This window comes from Methylobacterium soli, assembly GCF_008806385.1.
Taxonomy (GTDB): Bacteria; Pseudomonadota; Alphaproteobacteria; order Rhizobiales; family Beijerinckiaceae; genus Methylobacterium; species Methylobacterium soli.
Window position 1 is genome coordinate 68,702 of record NZ_VZZK01000005.1, and the last position, 22,665, is coordinate 91,366.

Sequence of the window (22,665 nt, forward strand, 5' to 3'; positions counted from 1 at the left end):
AGCCGTTTGAGCGCCCTAGATGACCTCGCTCGGGTGAAGGCTTGTCCGGCTCCGGACGATTCGCGCCTGCCCGCCAACAGAAGTCTTTGCGGAGGGTAAACGATCGATGGTGAGCAGAGCCGAGACGGCCCCGGACGCGACGCGTGCCGCGAAGACGCCCGAGCGCGTGCCCATGGGAACGGTGGTGGACACCGACATCTCCGCCCGCCTCGACCGGCTGCCCTGGGGGCGCTTCCACGTCCTCGTCATCGTGGCACTCGGCATCACCTGGGTGCTCGACGGGCTCGAGGTGACGCTCGCCGGCTCCCTCGTGGGCGCCCTGCGGCAGCCGCCGATGTCGTTCTCCGAATTCGATGTCGGGCTCGCGGCGAGCTCCTACCTCGTCGGCGCCGTGACGGGGGCGCTCGGCTTCGGCTGGCTCACCGACCGGATCGGGCGCAAGAAGCTGTTCTTCATCACGCTGGCCCTCTACCTCGCGGCCACCGCCGCGACGGGCTTGTCCTGGAATATCTACAGCTTCTGCCTGTTCCGCTTCCTCACCGGCGCGGGGATCGGCGGCGAGTACACGGCCATCAACTCGACCATCCAGGAACTGGTGCCGGCCCGCGTGCGCGGCTGGACCGACCTCGTCATCAACGGCTCGTTCTGGATCGGGGCGGCGCTCGGCTCCTTCCTGTCGATCGTGGCGTTGCGCCCAGGGCTGATCGACCCCGCCTGGGGCTGGCGCATCGCCTTCTTCGTCGGCGGCGGCATCGGCCTGGTGATCCTGCTCCTGCGCACCTGGATTCCCGAGAGCCCGCGCTGGCTCGTGACCCACGGCTACGTGGCCGAGGCGGACCGGGTGGTGACGGGCATCGAGAAGCGCTTCACCGACGAGGGCATCACCCTGCCGCCCCCGGACGAGAGCAAGCGCCTGCGCCTCAAGACCCGCAGCCACACCCCGCTCTCCGAGGTGTTCGGCGCGATGTTCCACACCAGCCGGCGCCAGACCTTCGTGGGCCTCGCCCTGATGATCGCCCAGGCGTTCTTCTACAATGCCCTGTTCTTCACCTACGCGCTGGTGCTGGAGCGCTTCTACGGGGTGCCGGGCGACCATGTCGGCTGGTATCTGCTGCCCTTCGCCCTCGGCTCGTTCCTGGGGCCGCTGGTGCTCGGGCGCCTGTTCGACACGGTGGGCCGCCGCCCCATGATCGCGGCCACCTACGGCATCTCGGCGGTGCTGCTCGCGGGCGCCGGATACCTGTTCCAGATCGGAATGTTCGGGCCCGTCGGGCAGACGGCGGTCTGGATGGTGGTGTTCTTCTTCGCCTCGGCGGCCGCCTCCTCGGCCTACCTGACGGTGGCCGAGACCTTCCCGCTGGAGATCCGGGCGCTCGCGATCGCGGTCTTCTACGCCATCGGCACCGGCATCGGCGGCGTCTCGGGGCCGCTCCTGTTCGGCAGCCTGGTGGAGAGCGGCTCGCGCGGCTACGTGCTGGTCGGCTACCTGATCGGGGCGGCCCTCATGGCGGTGGCGGCCGTGGTCGGCGGCCTCTACGGCACCGCGGCCGAGGGCAAGTCGCTCGAGGCGGTCTCGAAGCCGCTGGCGGCGGCGTGAGTGGGGGGTGGGCGCCCCTTACGGCGCCCGCCAGACCTGCCCGTGATACACGAAGGTCTCGGCCTCGCTCGCCAGCGCCGCGAGCCCGGTGAGCGCCGGGTCGTGGACCGCGATGACGCTGGTCGGGATGTCGCGCATCATCGTGGCGAAGGGCGCCTTGCGCTCGAAGGCGGCCCGGAACGGCCCGGCCTCCAGCACCCGCACGATCCGGGGCGCGATGCCGCCCCCGATATAGACGCCGCCGGTGGCCAGGAAGGTGAGCGCGAGGTCGCCGCAGACCCGCCCGAGCAGGCGCGCGAACAGCGCGAGCGCCTCCGCCGCGTGCGGATCGTCCGCCGCGAGCCCGGCCTGGGTGATGGCGGCGGGATCGAGCTTGTCGCCCTGCGCGCCGGTGCGCACCTGACGGACCGCCGCGTGGATGCGGGCAAGGCCCGGCCCCGAGAGCAGCGTCTCCACGGTGACCCGGCCCTCGACCCGCTCGAGGGCGTGCCAGAGCGCCTCCTCGTCGGCATCGATCGGGCCGAAATCGGTGTGCCCGGCCTCCGTCGACACGATGGCGAGGCGGTCCGAATAGGGCACCAGCGCGGCCGCCCCGAAGCCGGTGCCGGGCCCGAGGACGAGGCGGGCGCCGCCCTTGGCCGTGTGGCAGGGGCCGATCGGCGTCAGGTCGTCCGGGGCGAGGCCGGCCGCCCCCGCCGCCACCGGCACGTAATCGTTGACCACCACCGCCGAGGACAGGCCGAAATCCGCGCCGAGCCGGGCCCCCGCGATCACCCAATGGGCGTTGGTGAGCTGCACCTCCGGCCCGTCGACGCGGCCCGCGATGGCCAGGATCGCCGAGCGCGGCGCCGGCCCGCCGCCCTTGGCCAGCGCCGCCCGGACCGCGCTCGACGGGTCGGGATGGCCGGCCGTCGCCTCGTGCGAGAGCAGGCGCGGGGCCGCGCCCTTCGCTTCCACGAGGGCGAAGCGGGCATTGGTGCCGCCGATGTCGCCGACGAGAACCGGGAATTCGATCATGCGCGAGACGTCCCTCCTGCGCCGGCTGTGCCGGCCCTCGGCCGGCCCGCATCCTAGCGCGAGCGTTCCGGGGCGGGGAGGCCCCGGGCGATCACGCCGGCGGGAGGGCGGAGGGGTCGAAGGCGCCCGTCTCGGCCCAGGCGTAGAGCAATGTCCGCACCGCCTCCGGATCGGACAGGCGGCGCGGCGCCACCGTCTCGCCCGGGCCGACCCGGATGCTCAGGCCCCCGTCCTGGTTGACGGCCTCGAAGGCGAGTTCGTCCGTGCGGTCGTCGCCGAGGAAGACCGCGCGCCGGCCCGCATAGGGGGGGCGCTGCATCAGCGCCCGGATGGCGTGGCCCTTGGTGGCCGCGGCCGGCACGATCTCCCCCACCGCCTTGCCGAGCTGCAGCCGGTACTCTCCGGCAAGCTCCGCCGCGACCGCCCGGACGGCGGCCTCGGCCCGCGCGGCATCCGAGGGGGTCGCGAGGCGCCAATGCACCGCCACGGAGGCGCCCTTGTCCTCGATCAGCACCGCGTCGAGATCGGCCACCAGCGCCTGAAGCTGTCCGACCCGGGCGCGCAGCGACGGATGGTCCTCCGGCCGCCCGCCCGCCTGGAACCCGTCGACCCGCAGCTCGACCCCGTGCAGGCCCGCCACGTCGAAGCGGGCGGGCGCCAGGAACTCGTCGATCACCGCGACCGGCCGCCCGGTCACGACGGCGAGCGCCCCGCCGAGGCGCCCGCGCAGCCGCTCCAGCGCCGGGGCGAGTTCGGGGGCGACCCGCACCTGGTCGGGCCGCGGCGCGATCTCCACCAGGGTGCCGTCGAAATCGAGGAAGAGGGCGTAGTCGCTCGGGCCGGTCACGCGGGCCTCCATTCGTGAGACGGGGCCTGCGCTAGCACGCCGCGCCGCAGGGGCAAACGCCCTGCCCTACCTTTCCGGGCAAGCGTCCGCGACCCCGGATAAGCCTCCGCGACCCCGGGCCCGCACGGCCGAACTCCCGAAGGACATCCCAAGGACTTCCCATGCGCCCGGTTCCCCTCATCCCCGGTCCCGGCCAGGAGAGCGTCTGGGATTACCCGCGCCCGCCCCGCCTCGCGCCGGTCGCCGAGCGCCTGCGGGTGATCTTCGGCGGAGAGACCATCGCGGACACGCTCGCGGGCTTCCGGGTCCTGGAGACGAGCCACCCGCCGACCTACTATTTTCCGCCCGGGGACGTTGCCGCCGGCGTGCTCGGGCCTCCGCGGCGCGCCGGAACTTGCGAGTGGAAGGGCCGCGCCGTGCTGTTCGACCTGCGCGCGGGCGGCCGCACGGCGGCGGGCGCCGCCTGGGCCTACCCGAATCCGACGCCGGCCTTCACGGCGATCGCCGGCTACCTCGCCTTCTATGCCGGGCCGATGGAGGCCTGCCTCGTCGGCGACATCCGGGCCGAGCCCCAGCCCGGCGGCTTCTACGGCGGCTGGATCACGCCGGCCTGCCTCGGCCCGTTCAAGGGCGGCCCCGGCAGCATGGGCTGGTGAGCCGCCGGGCGGGGGGAACCCGCCCCGGTTTGGCGGCGGCGCGCGCCCCCGCTAAACCCCTTGTCGATCCCTTCACGATCGACGGAGCGGGCGCGGATGCACGGCATGACGGACAGGGGCCAGGATCTCGACCCACGCGCGGTGGGGCTCTGCCCCGAGCGGCTCGGGCGCATCGACGGCTGGATGGAGCGGCTCGTGGCCGAGGGCAAGCTCGCGGGGCTCTCGGTCACGGTCTCGCGCCGGGGCCGGACCGCCTATGCGCGGGCAGAGGGCCGCGCCGACCTCGCCCGCGGCACGCCCTTCACCCTCGACACGATCACCCGCATCTACTCGATGACGAAGCCGCTGACCTCGGTGGCCGTGATGATGCTCTTCGAGGAGGGCCGCTTCCAGCTCGACGACCCGGTGGCGCGCTTCCTGCCGGAATTTAGCGAGATGCGGGTGCTCACCGGGGGCAACCGGATCAAGTTCGACAGCGAGCCGGCCCGCCGCCCCATCACCATCCGGGACCTCCTCACCCACACCTCCGGCCTCACCTACGGCTTCATGGAGGCGACCCTCGTCGACGAGCTCTACCGGCGCAACGGCGTCGATTTCCACCTGCCCGATGCCAGCCTCGCCGAGGTGGTCGGGCGCGTGGCCAGGCTCCCGCTCCTGTCCCAGCCCGGGGCGCAGTGGAACTACAGCGTCGCCACGGACGTCCTCGGCCATCTCGTGGCGGTGGTCTCGGGCCAGGATTTCGCCGATTTCCTGCGCACCCGGATCATCGCGCCCCTCGGTATGGTCGATACCGACTTCTTCGTGCCCCCCGAGAAGCTGCCGCGCCTGGCCGCAAACTACACCCTGTTCCGCGACCGCAGCCTGAAGCTCTACGACGATTGCGTCGACACGCCCTATGCCCGGCCCCCCGCCATCGCGTCGGGCGGCGGCGGCCTCGTCTCGACGGCGGCCGATTACCTGCGCTTCTGCTGCTTCATCCTCGGGGGCGGCGCCCTCGACGGCACTCGGCTCCTCGGCCGCAAGACCGTCGCGCTGATGCTCGCCAACCATCTGGGCGGCGACCTCGCCAGCATGGGCACGCCGCGCTTTGCCGAATCCTCCTATACGGGAATCGGCTTCGGCCTCGGCTTCTCGGTGATGCTCGACCCCGCCCGCGCCCAGATCCTCGGCTCCCCCGGCGAGGTCGCCTGGGGCGGGGTGGCCAGCACCGCCTTCTGGATCGATCCGGCCGAGGACATGGCGGTGGTCCTGCTGACCCAGCTCGTCCCCTCCTCGGCCCTGCCGATCCGCCGGGAATTGCGGGTCCTCACCTACGCGGCCCTGGTGGATTGAGGGGGCGGCCCTCCGGCGCCCGGGACCGTCGGCCGCGCCCGTGCCGAAGCGGGCGCGGATCCCCTCTCCCGTGCGGGAGAGGGACAGGGTGAGGGTCGAGACCGTTCAGAACGAGGTGCGCCCGATCGGCGCCCAGTCGGCGATACGACCGCATGCTCCATCCTGAAGGCGCTCATCCCTCACCCCAACCCTCTCCCGCACGGGAGAGGGGGGCCGCCGCGCTGCCCGCGCCGTCATCCCGAGACCGCGAAACGGAGCCCTGGAATGACGCTGTGCCCCACCTCTCCCGTCCGAGAGTGGTCGGATCCGCGATAGCGGAACGGGTGAGGGGTGCGACTTCTCCGGACAACGCGCACCCCTCACCCCAACCCTCTCCCGCACGGGAGAGGGGGTCCGTCGCGCCGAACCGGACCGGGGCTGCCTGTTTTCCAGCCCGTTGCAACGCGATCGGGCGCGGCTCTAGGTCGCTGCGATCCGGTAGGGCAGCGGCGAGCCCTGCGGGTAGCGGGGCAGGTCGTCGGGGCCGAGGCCCCAGGGCAAGGCCTCGCTGATCCAGACATGCATCTCGGGCTGGATCGCGTTCGGATCGTCGAGGGTGGCGAGCGGGATGCCGAGGCGCGGGGCGTCGCGCGGCTCGAGGAACAGGCGGGTGCCGCAGCGCGGGCAGAAATGCCGGAACAAGCGCTCCGAGGAGCGCCAGCGCGCCGTCGTGCCCTCCCAGCGCACGGCGCGGCGCGGGAACTGCGCCTGGGCGAGGTACGGCGCCGCCATGGCGCCGCGGCAGGTGGCGCAATGGCAGATGCGGGCGCCGAGCGTCGGGACGGTGGCGACGTAGCGGACCGCCCCGCAGAGGCAGCCGCCCCGGTAGGGCGGCGGCGCGTTCCTGGGCATCTCAGGCAAATGTCATCATCCCGCACATCCTGATCGGACCCGGGCCCGTCGCGTCCCCTGACCGCCCCGCAGGCCGGGCATCGGGAGGCCGCGCGGGGCCGCAGGGCCAAGGCATATCAGGCCGCCAGGATGGCGTCTCGCCGGATTGCGCGCGCGCCGCGCCAGTGGCGCGGGCCGCGCGCCCGGGCGCCGCAGCCTACTCGGCGGGGGCCGCCGGGGCGGCCGCCTTCGGGGCCGGCTTCGGGGCGGGCTTGGCGGCCTGGGCCGCGGTGCCGGTGGTGCCCGGATTGGCGCCGGCCGAGGCGGCGGGCTTGGGAGCCCACTCGGCATCGGCGCGGGGGCCGCCCGGTCCGTTCGTCGGGCCGGTGAGCTGGCCGAGCGCCTGGTCGGTGACGCGGGACCAGGTCTGCGAGCCGCACAGGATCGCCAGCATGCAGCCGCGGATCGAGAGCTCCGTCGGCTGCTCGGTCCAGATCGTCACGTCGTAGAACTTGCCCTCGTCGGCGTTGTAGATCTTGCCCTCGTAACGGGCATCGGCGTTCGGCTTCAGGCCCATGATGAGCTGGTGGCCGAGCGACGGCCGGGTCTGCTTCTTCGGGTCGGGATTCTTGAAGTCGATGCGGGGCTGGCCCTTGTCGTTCAGCGGAACCTTGAGCCAGACCACGTAGCCGCAGACGTTCTTCTCCTGCGGGCCGCACTTCTCGACGCGGATGCGGGCGCGCCCGTCCTCCGTCAGCCAGGTGCCGCTCGGGTCTGCCGGCGCGGCCGCCTGGGCGAGCCCGGTCAGGGCCGCGAGGGCGAAGAGCGGCGCGGCCACGCGTCCGCCAGCGGCGCCGATCCGTCGAAACGTCATACGAGAACTCCCATCGCACCGAGCCCGCCGCGCGGTTGCCGAGACGGCACCCGAGAGCGCGTGCCCCTTGTCGAAGCCCCGCCATCGTCCGCGAAGGTGACCGGATCATGACCGAGGCGTGTCGACGCCGGGCCAATCCGACCGTCAGACCGCGCCTGTACGCTCCCGGCGCCGGCGCCGCGCCCGATCCCGGAACGCGAAGGGGCCGGCGCTCGCGCGCCGGCCCCCTCCCCGCATCGCCGCCTTAAGGCCGGCGGCCTGAGCCTTACTCGGCGGCGGTCATCTCGGCGGTGAAGTGACCGCACCAATCCTGCGCGGCGACCACCGGCCACAGGCCCTTGGACTCGGGCGCCGGCTGGCTCACCGGCGGGTTGAAGCGGCAGAGGCCCTCATCGCCCGCCGAGGCGGCGCCGTTCAGCTTGTGATCGTCGAAGAAGCGGCAGCTCTGGCAGGCGGCGTTGTGGGAGGTGGCCATGGGTCTAATCTCCGTCTGGATGGCTGCGGGCCCCCGGGGACCCGTTGATTCCGTACAGTTCTTAATTAGAACAACTCCAATGAAGCGTCAATGCGCGTCCGCGCCGGCCGGTTCCCGTCATCCCCGCATTTGCGCGCGTGGCCGGCCCGCCGAACGTTGACGCGGCGGGCCCGTACGGCTTAGCTTGCGCCGGACGGTTCCTCATCGAGGATCAAAAGGGAACGCGGTGGGGCGCTTGCGCCGATGCCGCGGCTGCCCCCGCAACTGTGAGCGGCGAGCCTCCATCAACACGTCACTGGGCGGATCGGCCTGGGAAGACGATGAGGGGCAGCGACCCGTGAGCCAGGAGACCTGCCGTCAGCCGTGGTCACACGCGAAGCGCGTCGGGCGGGGTGTCCTGACGGGTGTCGATCCGCATGCCGGGACCGGCATGCCGGGCGGCCTCGTTCGCGGTGACGTGCCACAGCCGAGCGCGTTCCGCCCGTTCCATGACCTCCCCCGCCGCCAGGCCCCTGCCCGCTTCCGCGCACCCCCGCGCCGTGCCGCCTCGCGCGGCCGGCCGCGGCGCGCCCGGACCGGGCCGGACCGATCGGCGCGATCGCGATTGTAACATTGTTACATTCGCGCTAGGTCAGGGAGCGGCGGCCGCGCCCCGAAAGTCGATCCCGAACCCGCCATGTCGCTCCCAATCCCCTCCCGCCGGCCCCTCGGCCGGCGCGCGCGCGCGCGCGCCCTCACCCTCCTGCTCGCCACAGGCTGCCTCGCCGAGGCCCGCTCGGAGACCCGCGCACAGGATGGCCCGGCCTCCGGCGTCACCCTCGACACCCTCTCGGTCGCGGGCTCCGGCCTCGCGCCGGCCGGCCTCAACCTGCGCACCCCCGACCGGGGCGCCAGCCGCCTCGGCCTGACGCCCCTCGAGACGCCGGCCAGCGTCGACGTGATCGCGGGCGAGACCGCGCGCCTGCGCGGCCAGAACACCATGGTGGAGGCGGTGACCCAGAATGCCACCGGCATCACCACCATCGCGTCGCCCGGCAACGGCAACGGCGCCTTCACGGCCCGGGGCTTCGCCGGCCCGAACTCGATCCAGCAGCTCTATGACGGCACCCGGCTCTATGTCGGCGCCGGCACCGTCACCTTTCCGTTCGACACCTGGAACATCGAGCGGATCGAGGTGCTGCGCGGGCCGGCCTCCGTGCTCTACGGGGACGGGGCCATCGGGGGCGTGATCAATGTCGTGACGAAGAAGCCGGTCTTCGTGCCCCTCAACGAGGCGCGCGCCGTGCTCGGCTCGGACGGGGTGGCGCGGCTCGCGGTCGATTCCGGCGGGCCGATCGGCGAGTCGCTGGCCTATCGGCTGAACGTCAGCGGCAACCGGGCCGGCGGCTGGATGACGCCCGAGGGCGATTTTCGCAATCTCGCGGTCTCGGGCGCCGTGATGCTCCGGGCGACGCCGGACCTCGACATCACCCTGAGCCACGACCTCGGCTACCAGGAGCCCGCCCGCTACTGGGGCACGCCCCTGGTCGAGGGCCGCATTCTCGATCGTCTGCGCTTCAACAACTACAACGTGCGCGACGCGAAGATCACCTGGACCGACAACTGGACCCAGCTCAAGGCCGAGTGGACGCCCACCGCCGACATCACGATCCGCAACACGGCCTACCGGCTGCAGAGCCGGCGCCACTGGCGCGACGTCGAGCAATACGCCTTCAACCGCCAGACCGGCCTCGTCGACCGCTCCGACTACATCGAGATCTACCACCAGCAGGAGCAGATCGGGAATCGCTTCGACGCGGCCTTCAAGGGCGAGGTCCTGGGTTTCCGCAACGCGTTCCTGGCGGGCTTCGACGTCAACGCCATCGCGTTCCGCCACACCAACAATTCGCCCTATGGCGGGGAGACCAGCGTCAATCCCCTCGCGTATGATCCGGGCTCCTTCCTCAACCTCGCCGGGACCCTGCCGAAATACGCGACCCAGACCCGCCAGGCCTCGGTCTTCGCCGAGGACCGGCTGATCCTGTCCGACCGGCTCTCGCTGCTCGCGGGCGTGCGCTACGACGTGCCGAGCCTGCAGCGCACCGACCTGATCAGCGGCAGCGCCTTCGAGCGGACCTTCACGGCGGTGAGCTACCGCTTCGGCGCGGTCTACAACCCGACGCCCGAGACCGCCCTCTACGCCCAATATGCCACCGCGGTGGACCCGGTCGGCAGCCTCATCACGCTGTCGCAGAGCCTGGCCGGCTTTCAGCTCTCCACCGGCCGGCAGGTCGAAATCGGCGCCAAGGGCCTGTTCTGGGACGGCCTCGCCGAGTGGACGCTCGCGGGCTACCGCATCGTCAAGGACAACCTGGTCTCGAACGTGCCGGGCCAGCCCGGCGTCGCCACGCAGGTCGGCCGGCAATCCTCGCAAGGGTTCGAGGCCGCGCTCTCGTTCCAGGTCACGCCGGCCTGGCGCATCGACGCGAACCTCGCGCTGCTCCATGCCCAGTACGACGACTTCAACCAGAGCGTGAACGGAGCGGTCATCTCCTACGCCGGGCGCCAGCCCATCGACGTGCCCGAGCGCGTCGCCAATCTCTGGCTCAACTACGCCTTCCTGCCCGCCTGGGAGGCGCGGGTCGGGGTGCAGTATGTCGGCGAGACCTTCAGCGATTTCGGCAACACCGCCCGGCGGCCGGATTACGCCCTCGTGCATCTCGGCCTCGACCATCAGGTCGGCCCGGGCTCGCGCCTGTCGCTGCGCGTCTACAACCTCCTCGACACGGTCTACGCCGTCAGCGGCAACGCCGTGGACGGGGTCGGCACCAACTGGCTCCTCGGACGCCCGCGCTCCTTCGAGGTCGCCTTCACGACGGCGTTCTGAGCCGGGCCGGTGCGCGCGCTCCTGAAGGCCGGCAAACGCTGGCTCGTCCTCGGCCATCGCTGGCTCGGCATCGGCACGGCCCTGTTCTTCCTCGCCTGGCTCCTGTCGGGGCTCGTGATGATGTACGTGCCGTTTCCGGGCCTGACCGAGGCGGAGCGCCTCGCGGCCCTGCCGCCCCTCGCGCTCGCGCAGGTGGCCGCGCCGCCCGGCGCGGATCTCGTCGCGGGCGCGCGGATCGAGCTCGAGATGCAGGGGGACGAGCCGGTCTACCGGCTGGTCTCGCCGGAGGGCCGGCACCGCGCCCTCTCGGCCCGGACCGGCGCCCCGATGCCGGCGCTCGACCAGGCGGCGGCCCTGGCGCTCGCCCGCGCCCGGTTCGGGGCGGGCGCCTGGGTCGACACCGTGGCGCGCGACCAGTGGAGTGTGGCCGGGCGCTACGATCCGCACCGGCCCCTGCGCCGCGTCGGCCTCGGCGACGCGGCCGGGACGGAGCTCTACTTCTCCGGGCCGACCGGCGCCTTGGTGCTGGAGACCACGCGGCGCGCGCGGGCCTGGAACTGGCTCGGCGCCGTGCCGCACTGGCTCTACCCGACGCCCCTGCGGGCGCGGCCCGGGCTCTGGCGCGACGTCGTGCTCTGGGTCTCCGGAATCGGCATCGCGGGCGCCGTCAGCGGGCTCAGCTTGGGGATCTGGCGCCTGCGCCTGCGCCGGCCCTACCGCTCCGGCAGCGTCACGCCCTATCGCGGCCTGGCGCGCTGGCACCACCTGTTCGGCCTCGTCGGCGGGGTCGCGATCCTGACCTTCGTGACGAGCGGCTGGCTCTCGGTGAACCCGAACCAATGGTTCTCCGGCCCGAGCCCGACCACGGCGATGCGGGCGGGCTTTGCCGGCGCTTCGTCGCCGGCGCCGGACCTTCCGGCGATCCGGGCGGCGATCCCGCCCGGCACGGTGTCCCTGCGCTGGCTCGCCCTCGGCGGGCGGACCCGCCTCGTCGCCACGGACGCGGCCGGGCGCCGCAGCGTGACGCCTGCCCTCGGCCCGGACGAGATCCGGGCGGCGGCTCCCGGCCTGATCCCGGGGGCGCGGCTCGCGCGGATCGAGCGGCTCACGCGGGACGACGTCTACTGGTATTCCCACCATGACAGCCGCGTCCTGCCGGTGCTGCGGCTCGTCTTCGACGACCCGGCCGCGACCTGGTTCCACGTCGACGCGATGACCGGCGAGCTTCTCGACCGCCTCGACCGCAGCGGCCGCGTTCAGCGCTGGCTCTTCGCCGCCCTGCACCGGCTCGACCTGCCGCTCCTGATCGGCCACCGCCCGGCCTGGGACCTCGCCCTCTGGTCACTCACGAGCCTCGCCCTCGTGGTGGCGCTCACGGGGGCGGTGCTCGGCTGGCGCCGGCTCCGGCGCAGGCCGGCGGGGACGCGCCGGGGCTCAGGCCGAGCGCGGCAGGCCGACCTTGTCGCGGGCCGCCGTGAAGCGGACGACGCGCTGCGCGGTGGCCACCGAGAGGTCCTGGAACGCCTGGAAGGCGCTTCGCAGATCCTCGGTCGCCGGCGGCTCGCCCGCGCGCGCGGCGAGAAACAGCTTTAGGGTCTTCCAGCCGAATCTCGCCGCGCGCACGAGGAACAGGAGCGCCTCCATCGTGGGGGCCCGGTGGGCCGCGACCGCCATCCCGGAGGGCACGCCGGCCAGGCGCGCCAGCGCCACCAGCGCCTGCGTGGTCTCTCCGGTGGTCAGCCAGGTCTGCACCAGGGCCTCGTCGAGCCCGTCCCGGGCCCGGGCCGCCACCGCGACCTCCGCGGGCGTCAGGTCGAGGGGCGGCGGCGCGAGCCCGGTGGCCGCCGCGAGCGCCGCCTCGGCGGCGGCGCTCTCGCCGAAATCGCGCGTCAGGGCGTGGCGGGCCCGCTCCTGCGCGAGGCCGACGAGCTGGGCCATCTGGGCCGGCGGCAGGTCGGTGCGCGCCGCCAGCGCATCCGTCAGGGCCACGTCGTCGCGCGCCCGGGTGGTGAGGATCCGGAAGCCGCCCTCCGAGAACCGCGCGCCGCGATTGCTCGCGACGCCCCGCACCACCTGCGCGTCGCCGCGCGTCACGATCACGTCCGTCACCGCCTCGCCGATCGTCTGCCGGCGCGTGATCGCCAGGAGGTGCTCCTGGCCGCCCGTGTTCGCGATCCGCACGAGGTCGCCCTCGTCGATGCGCTCGGAATGCTCCAGAACCGGGCCCGCCACCGCGGCGGAGCGATCGTAGGCGAGGTCCCGGATCACCTGGATCGGGGCGTTCGGTAGGGCCGCGAGCCGCGCCGCCAGCGCCGCCCGGGCCTTCGTCTCGATGTCGCGCGAGAGCCGCAGGATGACCGCGTCGAAGGCGTCGATCTGGGCCTCGTTCAGCCGCGGCGCCTCGACGGCGAACAGGTCCGTCATCTGGCGGAGCATGCCCATGCGCTTGTGGGGATCGCCGCTGGCGATGGCGCCCTCGACGTCAGCGACAACAGAGCTGATCGCATGCATGAACAGGATCCGGATTTCGTCTTCCGGATCTTGCGGCGAAGTACTTGAAAACACGTTAAAAGGCTGATCTGCCACGAGAAAATAGCGATCTATTGAACAGTTTTTGATCAAATCCCGATCGCGCCGGCGTGGACATCCGAGCGGAGCTGCGCGCGGGTGGACAGGAACTGGACGGGAAATCCGGACAGGGATCTGGAAAGGAATGGGCGGGCAAGAGGCACCGGAGCGTTCCCGCGCCGGGTGGATCCGTCTAACCTGACGCGTGGGCGGCGCCCGGCCGCGTCAGCGTCCCCCGTCACACGCCTCCGTCACCGTCCCCCCCATGTCCCAACAGGTCACCTGCCCATGCGAACCGTCGTTTACGCCGATGGCGGCTGCGATCCCAATCCCGGCCCGGGCGGCTGGGGCGTCGTGATCGCGGGGCCCGACGGCCCGATCGACCTCTGCGGCGGCGAGCCCGGCACCACCAACAACCGGATGGAGCTGACCGCCGCGATCCGGGCGCTCGAATCCTTCCCCGAGGGCGCCCAGATCGAGATGCGCTGCGACAGCCAGTACGTGGTGAAATCCGTCACCGAATGGATGCGGGGCTGGAAGGCCAAGGGCTGGCGCACCACCACGGGCGAGGTGAAGAATGTCGACCTGATGAAGCGCCTCGACGCGCTCGCGGCCGCCCGCGACGTGCGTTGGACCTGGGTGCGCGGCCATGCCGGCGACCCGATGAACGAGCGGGCCGACCGCCTCGCCACGCGCGGCCGGCGCGAGGCCCGGGGCCTGCCGGCGCCCGCCCCCCAGGCTGCGCCGCAGCCCCTGCCCGCCCTCTCCGCCTTGCCGCAGGCCGCGGCGGCGTCCGCGCCGGGCCTCGCGGCCCCCGCACCAAATCTTGCGCCCGCACCGAGTCTCGCGCCGGCACCTGGACCGCGCACCGCCCCGGTGCCGATCGATGCGGCCCTCGGCCTCGAGGTCTCGCGGGCGGCCAAGCGCGCCGGCCAGACCACCTCGGCCTTCGTGGAGGAGGCGCTTCGCCTCGTCCTCGCCCTCGGGCCGGAGGCGACGGCGCGCCTGCGCGCGGAGCTTCCCGGCCAACCCGCCGCCCCGAAGGCCAGCCCCCGGAGCAAGCCCGCCTCCGCGGCCTGAGGGGCGCGCCCCGCCCCGCTCCCGACCGCCCCGCCCCGCTCCCGACCGCGCCGCCCTCAGGCGACGCGGTCGATGGCGTCGGCCAGGATCCGGGTCATCTCGGCGATGTGCTCCGGCTCGGCGATGAGGGGCGGCGACAGGGCGATGATGTCCCCGGTGACGCGGATCAGGAGCCCGCGCTCGAAGCAATCGACGAAGACTTCGTAGGCGCGCGCGCCGGGCGCGTCCGGGCGGGGCTGCAGCTCGATCCCCGCCACGAGCCCGATGGTCCGGATGTCGATGACGTGCCGGCGCCCGCGCAGGTCGTGGACCGCGCCGGCCCAATCCGCCGCGAGCGCCGCCCCGCGGGTGAGCAGCCCCTCCTCGGCGTAGATCCCGAGGGTCGCGAGCCCCGCCGCGCAGGCGAGCGGGTGGCCCGAATAGGTGTAGCCGTGGAACAGCTCGATGGCGTTCTCGGGCCCGTGCATCAGGGCGTCGTGGATCGTCCGGCTCGCGAAGACGGCGCCCATCGGCACCGTGCCGTTGGTCAGCCCCTTGGCGGTGGTGACGAGGTCCGGAACCACCCCGAAATAATCGGTGGCGAAGGGGGTGCCGAGGCGCCCGAACCCGGTGATGACCTCGTCGAAGATCAGCAGGATGCCGTGGCGGGTGCAGATCTCGCGCAGGCGCTCGAGGTAGCCCTTGGGGGGGATCAGCACGCCCGTGGAGCCGGCCACCGGCTCGACGATGCAGGCCGCGATGGTCTCGGCCCCGTGCAGGGCCACGAGGCGCTCCAGATCCTCGGCCAACTCCGCGCCGTGCTCGGGCTGTCCCTTCACGAAGCTGTTGCGGGCGGGGTCGTGGGTGTGGCGCAGGTGATCGGTGCCGGGCAGCTGCGTGAAGACGCGCCGGTTGTTGACGAGCCCCCCGACCGAGATGCCGCCGAAGCCGACCCCGTGATAGCCGCGCTCGCGCCCGATCAGCCGAGTGCGGGTGCCCTGGCCGATCGCCCGCTGGTAGGCGAGCGCGATCTTGAGGGCGGTGTCGACCGATTCCGAGCCGGAGCCCGTGAAGAACACCCGGTCGAGCCCCGCCTCCGGCCCGCCCGGCGCGATCGCCGCCAGCGCCTCCGCGAAGGCGAAGGCCGCCGGGTGGCCCATCTGGAACGAGGGCGCGAAATCCAGGGTGAGGAGCTGCTGCTCGACGGCCTGCGCGATGGCGCGGCGCCCGTGCCCGGCATTGACGCACCAGAGGCCCGCCGTGCCGTCGAGGACCTGGTGCCCGTCGGTCGCCGTGTAATGCATGCCCTCGGCCGCGGCGAGCAGGCGCGGGGCCGCCTTGAACTGGCGGTTGGCCGTGAACGGCATCCAGTAGGCGTCGAGGCTCGGGGCGTTCTTCAGGGTCGGCTGGGACATCGTCGGGCTCTGGGACATCACGGGGCTCCTGGGCAGGCCCTCAGAGGCGCCGGTTTCGGGGCCCACAACAAGCCCTTTTCTGCGCCGCCGCAAGTGCTTGCGAATTCGGCGCCCGGCGGCCTAGTGTTGCCGGATCCTCAACACCCTCAACGCGGACCAGCGCCATGAGCGTCGATGTCGGAGAGCGCCTGCGCCACGTCCGGACCCTGCACGGGCTGTCCCAGCGCAATCTGGCCAAGCGCGCCGGCGTGACGAACTCGACGATCTCGCTGATCGAATCAAACCAGATGAACCCCTCGGTCGGGGCCCTCAAGCGCATCCTCGACGGGGTGCCGATCGGCCTGTCGGAGTTCTTCGCCCTCGCGCCCGAGCGGCCCCGCCGGGTCTTCTATGCCGCCGGCGAGCTCACCGAGATCGGCAAGGGCGCGATCTCCTACCGGCAGGTCGGCGACAGCCTGTTCGGGCGGGCGCTCCAGATCCTGAAGGAGCGCTACGAGCCCGGCGCCGATACGGGCCGGGTGCCCCTCGCCCATGACGGCGAGGAGGGCGGCATCGTGCTGAGCGGGCGCCTCGAAGTTACGGTCGACGACGAGCGCCGCATCCTCGGGCCCGGCGACGCTTATTATTTCGAGAGCCGGCGCCCGCACCGCTTCCGCTGCGTCGGGGGGGCGCCCTGCGAGATCATCAGCGCCTGCACGCCGCCGACCTTCTGAGGGCGCCCGCCCGCGCGGCGCGTCGGCCCGCGCCCGGCTCCGGGCCAGGGCTGACCGCGCGCCCTACCGGTTGACGTCCACCGTGATGCGGCCCCGGACCTGGCCCGCCATCAGGCGCTCGGCGGTCGCCACCACCTCGGACAGGCCGATCTCGCCCGCCATGGCGTCGAGCTTGCCCGGATCGAGGTCGCGGGCGAGGCGCTGCCACGCCTCCAGGCGCTCGGGGCGCGGGCACATCACGCTGTCGATGCCGACGAGCGTCACGCCGCGCAGGATGAAGGGCGCCACCGAGGCCGGCAGATCCATGCCCTGCGCGAGGCCGCAGGCCGCCACCACGCCGCGATAGCGCGTCGCCGCGAGCACGTTGGCGAGGGTGTGGCTGCCCACGGCATCGACCGCGCCCGCGAAGCGCTCCTTGGCGAGCGGCTTGCCCGGGCTCGCGAAGGCCGCCCGCTCGAGGATCTCGCTGGCGCCGAGGCCGCGCAGGTATTCCGCCTCCTCCGGCCGCCCGCTCACGGCCGCGACCGTGTATCCGAGCCCCGAGAGCAGCGCGATGGCGGTGCTGCCGACGCCGCCGGCCGCCCCCGTGACCACGACCTCGCCCTTGTCGGGGGTCACGCCGTGGCGCTCCAGCGCCATGACGCAGAGCATGGCGGTGTAGCCCGCCGTGCCGATCGCCATGGCCTGGCGCGGCGTGAAGGCCTCGGGCAGCGGCACCAGCCAGTCGCCCTTGAGGCGCGCCAGCTGGGCGAGCCCGCCCCAATGGGTCTCGCCGACGCCCCAGCCGTTGAGCACCACCCGGTCACCCGGCCTGTAATCGGCATGGGCCGAATCCCGCACCGTGCCCGCGAGGTCGATGCCGGGCACCATCGGGAACTTGCGCACCACCGGGGCCTTGCCGGTGATGGCGAGCCCGTCCTTGTAGTTCAGGGTCGAGTGCGCGACCTCGACCGTGACGTCGCCTTCGGGCAATTGCTCCTCGTCGATCTCTGTGAGGGCGGCGCGGCTGCCGGCCTCGTCCTTCTCGATCAGGATCGCTCTGAACATCGACATCTCCTCCAGTGTCGTCGTGGGAACCGGGTGTCGCCTCGGGAGCGCCTCAGCGCTGCAGGCCGGCCAGGAAGGTCTCGGTGAAGAGATCGAGCGGCGCCGGGCTCCGCTCGAGCTTGGCGCGCAGCACCGCCCCCTCCCAGCCGATCCAGAAATAGGCCGCGAGCGCCGCGCAATCGGTCTCCGGCGCGATCTCGCCCGCCTCCCGCGCGGCCTCGAAGCAGCGCGCCGTGCGGGCCTGCCAATCGAGCAGGACCCCGTGCAGCCTGTCCCGGAAGGGCTCGGGCAGCGCCCCCATCTCCTGGCCGAGATTGCCCACGAGGCAGCCGCGCCGGAAATCGTGCCGGGCCATGCCGGCGCGGGCGTCGGCGAGAAAATCGCGCAGGCGGTCGAGCGGGGCGCGGCTCTCGTTGCGCAGCCAGCGATCGAGCTTGCCGGCGAAATAGGCGGCGTAGCGCTCGATCAGGGCGGCCGCGAAGGCCTCCTTGCTGGGGAAGTAATGGTAGAACGAGCCCTTGGGCACGCCGACGCCGCGCAGGATCGCGTCGAGGCCGGTCGCCGAGAACCCCCTCTCGGACAGGGCCGCGACGCCCGCGCGCAGCAGCGCCTCGCGGGTCTCGCCGTAGCCGGCGACCTGTCTGGCGGGGCGCCCGCGCCGCCGCGCCGGCGCGAGGATGTCGAGGGCGGGCTCGCTGGCCATTCGCCGATTAATAGACCGATCGTCTAGAAGCGCAAGACGGCCCCGAGCCGGACGGCGCCCCGGGGCATCGGGGCGGGCTTCGCTGTTTCCCGGCCTCAGAAGTATCCGCCGGTGCTCTTCTCGGCGTCCCGAAGTTCCAGGGTGCGGGCGCGGGCCAGCGCGCCGAGGCTCAGGAATGGCGTGAGCAAGACAGCAATGAGAATGCCGGTCAGCGTCATGCCGGAGATCTTGCGGCATGAGCCTTAAGGAAGCGTCTCGCCGAGGAAAGACTGATGAACCGGACGGACGGCGCGCACGAAAACCGTGTTCGGCGGCTCAAGCCCGATCATCGGGTCCCGCCCCCGCATTCGACCCGGCCATCGGCGAAGCCGGCGCCTCAAGGATTGCGGATCCGGGAGGACTGCCCGGCGACGAACAGCGACAGGCCGACATTGAGGGCCGCGATCCCGAGCAGGACGCTGAGCAGGCGGTCGGGCCCGAACCATTCCGAGACGTAGCCGCAGGCGAGCGGCGTCACGGCCTGGCCGAAGAGCGGCAGCCGCGCCAGCCGGCCCATCACGGCGGCGTAGGCGTGCTGGCCGTAGAGCGCGAGGGGCAGCGTGCCCCGCACCACCGTCCGCATCCCGTTGCCGGCCCCGTACAGGATGATGGCCAGCCACGCGAGCGAGGGGGCGACGGCGAGGAGCAGCAGGCCGAGCGCGACGCTCCCGCTCGCGACGAGGAGCGCCCAGCGCGGATGCGCGCTCCGCCCGAAGGCGAGCTCCACGATGCGGGCGCCCACCTGGGCGGGGCCAATCAGCGCGCTGAGGGCGACCGCGGTGGTCGCCGGGACGCCCTTGGCCTGGAGCAGGAGCAGGAGCTGAACCGACATTGCCGCCATGATGACCGCCGCCGACGCGAAGGTGAGCGACAGGATGCGCTCCCCGGGCAGGCGCGCCGGCGCGGAGGCCCAGGCGAGCGGCTCGGCAGGATCCGGAACGGCGGAACCCGTGGCGCCCGAGCCGGGGGGCGCCGGGGCGGGCTTGTCCTGGCGGGGCAAGGCCCAGGCGAAGAGCGGGGCCACGACGCAGACGGCCAGGGCCGCGTAGGCGAGGCAGGCGCCCCGCCATCCGACCCATTCCACCAGGGCGCTGGTCGCCGGCCAGCACAGCGTGATCGCGAAGCCCGAGGCGATCGCCACCTGGGTCATCGCGCCCCGCGCGGAGGCCCCATAGGCCTGGCCGATCGCCGCGAAGAGCGGATCGTAGAGCGCCGCGGCCATCCCCAGCCCCATCACGGCCCAAGCCAGCAGGAAGAAAGGCAGGCTGGTCGAGAGCGCGAGCAGGACCTGCCCGGCGGCGATGATCAGGGTCCCGGCGATCAGCACCGGCCGCCCGCCATGGCGCCGGATCAGCCGTCCGACCCAGGGCGACGGCAGGGCCGAGACCAGGATGGCGAGGGAGAGCGCCCCCACCACCACGCCCTGCGGCCAGTCGGTGGACCGCACGATGGGCTCGGCGATGACGGCGATCAGGAAGAAGGAGCCGCCCCAGAGGATGATCTGCGTCAGCCCGAGGGCCGCATTGCCGGCGAGCGTCGGAGCCTCGCGACCGCGGGACCGGGGCGGGCTCGGGCGGGGGGACGTCGCGTCGGGCATCCGCGTGGGTCCTCGGTGCGGTCTGTCTCGGGTGATGCCAGGCGCGGCGCGCACGGGATCCGGGCCGGCCGGGGGATCGGGTCCCGGGCCCCGCGAACGGCTTGGCCCTGCCGCCTCTTCTCACCCCGGCTTCGATAGGTAAAATACGAAAACAGGAAGCCTGTGATACGCCGAGGCTATCGAACGATGATCAATTTCCGCCTGATCCGGCACCTGTGGCTGTTCCTGGCCGTGGCGGAGGAGAAGCATTTCGGGCGCGCGGCAAGGCGGCTCGGCATGTCGCAGCCGCCCCTGACCGAGCAGATCCAGGCGCTGGAACAGGCGCTGCGCGTGAGCCTGTTCGTGCGCAACCGGCGCGGGGCCCAGCTCACGCCGGCCGGGGCCGCCATCCTGCCGGCGGTCCGGAAATTCGCCGAGCAGCTCGCGCGCCTGGAACTCGCCGTCCGGGAGGCCATCGACGGCCAGACCGGCACCCTGACGATCGGGTCGATCAGCTCGGCGATGCTGGAGGACCTGCCGCCCCTGGTCGAGCGGCTGCGCCAGGCCTATCCGCAGCTGACGGTGGCCGTGAAGGAGATCGACAGCGTCGACGCGGTGCCGGCCCTGGAAGCGGGCGACATCGACCTCGCCCTCGCCCGGCTCGAAGGCGAGCTCGGCCCGGCGATCCGGTCCTGGCCGGTGGCGCAGGACCGCCTGGCCGTCGCCCTGCCGCAGGGACACCGGCTCGCCGGGCTCAGCGAGATCCCGCTCGGCGCGCTGGCGCACGAGGATTTCGCGATGTTCTCGCGTCGGCTGAGCCCGGTCTATTTCGACCACGTGCTGGCGGCCTGCAACGCCCAGGGCTTCTCGCCCCGGATCCTGCACGAGGTGCGCTCGGTGACCTCGCAGATCGCCTTCGTGGGCTGCGGCCAGGGCACCGCGCTCGTGCCGCTGCGATCGGAGCGGCTTGCCCCGCCCAACGTCGTCGTCCGCCCGCTGAAGGAGCGGGTCGAGATCGTCGCGGCCGCGCTGGTATGGTCGAGCGCGCGTCACAACCCGATGGTGGACGCCGTCCTGGCCCTCATCGGGCCGAAGGGACCGGCCGCCGCACCCGAAGGCGCGACGGTGGCGGTTGGCGCGTGAGGCCGCGGCGGTCCGCCGGGCTCACGCCTTCCGGGTCGCGGCGTGGCCGGCGTCACTGTCCGTCCCGGGCGCGGCGCCGATCCGGGACCCGATCGGCGCCATCGCCTCGAAGACGCCGTCGCGGCGAACCAGCGCGTGGAAGAGGGCCGCCGCGACATGCGTCAGGACCAGGGCGAAGAACGCGAAGGCCAGGTAGTAATGCGCGTTCCAGAGGAGCGTGTGCAGAACCTCGCTCTGCGGGACGATCGCGGGCAGCCGGATGCCGCCGTAGAGCACGACCGGATAGGCGCCCGCCGACAGCATCGCCCAGCCGAGGAGCGGCAGGGCGAACATCAGCGCGTAGAGGCCGTAATGCGACAGCTCCGCGGCGAGCCGCATCGGGGCCGGCAGATCGGCCGGGAGGGGCGGCGCCCCCGAGCGGGCGCGGACGGCGAGCCGGACCAGCGCGAGGGCGAGGATCGCGAGGCCGAGCGTCTTGTGGGTCGCGAGCAGCGGCACGTATTTCGGCATGACAGAAGAGACCATGCCGACGCCGATGAAGAACATCGCGATGATGCAGAGCGCCATCGACCAGTGCAGCAGCCGCTGCGCGGCCGTGAATCGGGTGTTGCCCGCGATCATGGCGCTGCCTTCGGGTGATGGGGATAATCCGCGCTCTCCGCAGTCCGGAGATCGTAGGATTTCGCGTAGGCCGCGGATCGCGCGGCCGGGAACGGGTCGTCGGAGACCCGGATCCCGTCCGGCAGGATGGTCGGATCGAAGTTGATGGCGCGGCAGGGGCCGTCGGCTTCCGCCTCGATGCGCTGAACCAGGAGGGTGCCGGCTTCGATGCTGCGCCGTCCCTCCGGCCAGGCGCGGCTCGGATCCGCGGTCTGGTCGCCCGGATCGGCCAGCGTCAGGACGAGGGTCCAGCGCGCCGGGGCGGCCGCGACCCGCTGCGTGATCTCCCGTTCGAGGACGTCGTCGCCGCGCCGGCCAAGCTCTTCGGGCGTGATCCGCTCGGGCGGCGCCTCCGGACGCAGCGACCAGCGCGCGGCGTGCTCCGTGCCGGCGCCGTCGACGAACAGGAAGGCGTTGAGGCTGTTATAGGGCTCCTCGGCGTAGCTCGCGGTCCAGTCCGGGCTCTTCGCCCAGGCGCCGAAGGTCGCGATTTCCGGATGCGCCGCGGCAAAGCCCGCCATCGCGTTCGGCTCCTTGCTCGCGGAGGTCTGGAGGAGCGCGTAGAAGGCCTCCGGCGTGGAGACGGGGAAGACCGGGGCGTTGATCAGGGCGGCGCGCCAGACCGCGCCCCGCTGCGTCGCGATCTCCAGGCCCATGCCCCGCACCCGCACGCTCGCATCCGCCACCAGGGGCTCCGGGGTGCCGAGGTTGAACCGGCCGAGGACGGGATGCTGCCCGGCTTCGAAGGCCTGCGCCCGCGAGATCGCGGCCCCGGCCCCGTTCGACTGGAACTCGCCCGTGAAGCAGATTCCCTTGGCGTGGTTCCGGCGATGTCCGCGCACCGGGCCGGTGGGCGGCGCGAGCGCGTCGACGAGCTTCGTCGGGGTCAGGCGATCGGGCGAGAGCCACCCCGCCGTGTAGGCGAGCGCGCCGGTGGCGGCGACGCAGACGGCGCCGATCAGGGCGAGCGAGGCCAGGGTGGAACGCGGCCGTGATGCCGGCTGCGGCATGCCGGATTCTCCGTCGGGTGGGCTTGGCCCCCGCCCGGAACGGGTGCGTGGGCCAGCAACGGATGAAGCAGAGACTCGCCGAGCGCTAGGCCGGAAGCGGTTCTGTTTACGCTGCCGACTGGTTTACGCAAGAGGTGGACCAGGTCCCGTACCGATCTGACCTTCGGCGGGCCCCGCATGTCTGTCCGAGCCTTGCTG

The 22,665-nt window shown here is 72.8% G+C and carries 21 protein-coding genes, 1 pseudogene and 1 riboswitch; of the genes and pseudogenes, 8 read left to right on the forward strand and 14 right to left on the reverse strand.

Annotation, left to right across the window (positions count from 1 at the left end; genetic code table 11):
* Positions 1 to 106 precede the first annotated feature (106 nt).
* Positions 107 to 1,597: an MFS transporter gene (locus F6X53_RS06365; protein ID WP_150998418.1), complete on the forward strand. Its 1,491-nt coding sequence runs from the start codon at positions 107 to 109 to the stop codon at positions 1,595 to 1,597.
* 18 nt (positions 1,598 to 1,615) lie between these two features.
* Here the strand turns inward: F6X53_RS06365 and F6X53_RS06370 are convergent, their stop codons facing one another.
* Positions 1,616 to 2,614, reverse strand: a complete 999-nt coding sequence (locus F6X53_RS06370) for a glucokinase (RefSeq protein ID WP_150998421.1) — start codon at positions 2,612 to 2,614, stop codon at positions 1,616 to 1,618.
* A 91-nt stretch (positions 2,615 to 2,705) separates the two neighbouring features.
* Complete coding sequence (gene otsB / locus F6X53_RS06375; protein WP_238298038.1) at positions 2,706 to 3,461, reverse strand: trehalose-phosphatase; 756 nt, start codon at positions 3,459 to 3,461, stop codon at positions 2,706 to 2,708.
* A 161-nt stretch (positions 3,462 to 3,622) separates the two neighbouring features.
* Between otsB and F6X53_RS06380 the strand changes: the two genes are divergently transcribed.
* Positions 3,623 to 4,117, forward strand: coding sequence for a DUF427 domain-containing protein (locus F6X53_RS06380; RefSeq protein ID WP_150998426.1), 495 nt, complete (start codon positions 3,623 to 3,625; stop codon positions 4,115 to 4,117).
* Positions 4,118 to 4,222: 105 nt separating this feature from the next.
* Positions 4,223 to 5,449 (forward strand): serine hydrolase domain-containing protein, encoded by a 1,227-nt coding sequence (locus F6X53_RS06385; protein WP_150998429.1) that lies wholly within the window; start codon positions 4,223 to 4,225, stop codon positions 5,447 to 5,449.
* 459 nt (positions 5,450 to 5,908) lie between these two features.
* Here the strand turns inward: F6X53_RS06385 and F6X53_RS06395 are convergent, their stop codons facing one another.
* The 4 genes from F6X53_RS06395 to F6X53_RS33615 form a co-directional block, all read right to left on the reverse strand.
* Positions 5,909 to 6,340, reverse strand: coding sequence for a GFA family protein (locus F6X53_RS06395; protein WP_150998435.1), 432 nt, complete (start codon positions 6,338 to 6,340; stop codon positions 5,909 to 5,911).
* 196 nt (positions 6,341 to 6,536) lie between these two features.
* A complete protein-coding gene (locus F6X53_RS06400; protein ID WP_150998438.1) occupies positions 6,537 to 7,193 on the reverse strand; it encodes a DUF2147 domain-containing protein in 657 nt (218 codons plus the stop codon).
* A gap of 265 nt (positions 7,194 to 7,458) precedes the next feature.
* A complete protein-coding gene (locus F6X53_RS06405) occupies positions 7,459 to 7,668 on the reverse strand; it encodes a hypothetical protein (RefSeq protein WP_150998440.1) in 210 nt (69 codons plus the stop codon).
* A 177-nt stretch (positions 7,669 to 7,845) separates the two neighbouring features.
* A riboswitch (cobalamin riboswitch) is annotated at positions 7,846 to 8,041 on the forward strand.
* Positions 8,036 to 8,158 carry a hypothetical protein gene (locus F6X53_RS33615; RefSeq protein ID WP_280526003.1) on the reverse strand — a complete coding sequence of 41 codons (123 nt, stop codon included), beginning with the start codon at positions 8,156 to 8,158 and terminating at the stop codon, positions 8,036 to 8,038. (Overlaps the previous riboswitch by 6 nt.)
* A 186-nt stretch (positions 8,159 to 8,344) precedes the next feature.
* Between F6X53_RS33615 and F6X53_RS06410 the strand changes: the two genes are divergently transcribed.
* Together F6X53_RS06410 and F6X53_RS06415 are read left to right on the forward strand one after the other, a co-directional pair.
* Positions 8,345 to 10,534 (forward strand): TonB-dependent receptor, encoded by a 2,190-nt coding sequence (locus F6X53_RS06410; RefSeq protein WP_150998443.1) that lies wholly within the window; start codon positions 8,345 to 8,347, stop codon positions 10,532 to 10,534.
* Positions 10,535 to 10,543: 9 nt separating this feature from the next.
* Positions 10,544 to 12,127, forward strand: coding sequence for a PepSY domain-containing protein (locus tag F6X53_RS06415; protein WP_244965532.1), 1,584 nt, complete (start codon positions 10,544 to 10,546; stop codon positions 12,125 to 12,127).
* On the opposite strand, the pseudogene F6X53_RS06420 reads toward F6X53_RS06415, so the two are convergent.
* Positions 12,074 to 13,045: pseudogene (locus F6X53_RS06420) on the reverse strand (DUF2336 domain-containing protein); the annotation flags it as partial. The gene F6X53_RS06415 and the pseudogene F6X53_RS06420 overlap by 54 nt on opposite strands.
* Positions 13,046 to 13,390: 345 nt before the next feature.
* On the opposite strand from F6X53_RS06420, the gene rnhA reads away from it, so the two are divergent.
* Positions 13,391 to 14,182, forward strand: coding sequence for a ribonuclease HI (gene rnhA / locus F6X53_RS06425; RefSeq protein ID WP_150998449.1), 792 nt, complete (start codon positions 13,391 to 13,393; stop codon positions 14,180 to 14,182).
* A 56-nt stretch (positions 14,183 to 14,238) separates the two neighbouring features.
* Here the strand turns inward: rnhA and aptA are convergent, their stop codons facing one another.
* Positions 14,239 to 15,576 (reverse strand): omega-aminotransferase AptA, encoded by a 1,338-nt coding sequence (gene aptA, locus F6X53_RS06430; protein ID WP_150998834.1) that lies wholly within the window; start codon positions 15,574 to 15,576, stop codon positions 14,239 to 14,241.
* Positions 15,577 to 15,740: 164 nt separating this feature from the next.
* Between aptA and F6X53_RS06435 the strand changes: the two genes are divergently transcribed.
* Positions 15,741 to 16,289 (forward strand): cupin domain-containing protein, encoded by a 549-nt coding sequence (locus tag F6X53_RS06435; RefSeq protein WP_150998452.1) that lies wholly within the window; start codon positions 15,741 to 15,743, stop codon positions 16,287 to 16,289.
* Between the two features lie 63 nt (positions 16,290 to 16,352).
* On the opposite strand, the gene acuI is transcribed toward F6X53_RS06435, so the two are convergent.
* The 4 genes from acuI to F6X53_RS06450 form a co-directional block, all read right to left on the reverse strand.
* The gene (gene acuI / locus F6X53_RS06440) at positions 16,353 to 17,336 is read right to left on the reverse strand and encodes an acrylyl-CoA reductase (NADPH) (protein WP_150998455.1); all 984 of its coding nucleotides are present in this window, start codon (positions 17,334 to 17,336) and stop codon (positions 16,353 to 16,355) included.
* Between the two features lie 52 nt (positions 17,337 to 17,388).
* Entirely contained in the window at positions 17,389 to 18,039 is a 651-nt protein-coding gene (acuR, locus tag F6X53_RS06445; RefSeq protein WP_150998458.1) for an acrylate utilization transcriptional regulator AcuR, read from the reverse strand.
* Between the two features lie 95 nt (positions 18,040 to 18,134).
* Positions 18,135 to 18,257, reverse strand: a complete 123-nt coding sequence (locus F6X53_RS33620) for a hypothetical protein (protein WP_280526004.1) — start codon at positions 18,255 to 18,257, stop codon at positions 18,135 to 18,137.
* Positions 18,258 to 18,415: 158 nt separating this feature from the next.
* Entirely contained in the window at positions 18,416 to 19,675 is a 1,260-nt protein-coding gene (locus F6X53_RS06450) for an MFS transporter (protein ID WP_150998460.1), read from the reverse strand.
* 186 nt (positions 19,676 to 19,861) lie between these two features.
* Here F6X53_RS06450 and F6X53_RS06455 point away from each other — a divergent pair, with 186 nt between their 5' ends.
* Entirely contained in the window at positions 19,862 to 20,797 is a 936-nt protein-coding gene (locus tag F6X53_RS06455) for a LysR substrate-binding domain-containing protein (protein ID WP_150998463.1), read from the forward strand.
* A 21-nt stretch (positions 20,798 to 20,818) separates the two neighbouring features.
* Here F6X53_RS06455 and F6X53_RS06460 read toward each other — a convergent pair whose 3' ends face one another.
* Both F6X53_RS06460 and F6X53_RS06465 read right to left on the reverse strand, forming a co-directional pair.
* The gene (locus tag F6X53_RS06460) at positions 20,819 to 21,418 is read right to left on the reverse strand and encodes a cytochrome b (RefSeq protein WP_150998466.1); all 600 of its coding nucleotides are present in this window, start codon (positions 21,416 to 21,418) and stop codon (positions 20,819 to 20,821) included.
* Positions 21,415 to 22,467 (reverse strand): catalase family peroxidase, encoded by a 1,053-nt coding sequence (locus tag F6X53_RS06465; RefSeq protein ID WP_150998469.1) that lies wholly within the window; start codon positions 22,465 to 22,467, stop codon positions 21,415 to 21,417. The genes F6X53_RS06460 and F6X53_RS06465 overlap by 4 nt, the downstream gene beginning before the upstream one ends.
* Positions 22,468 to 22,665 lie beyond the last annotated feature (198 nt).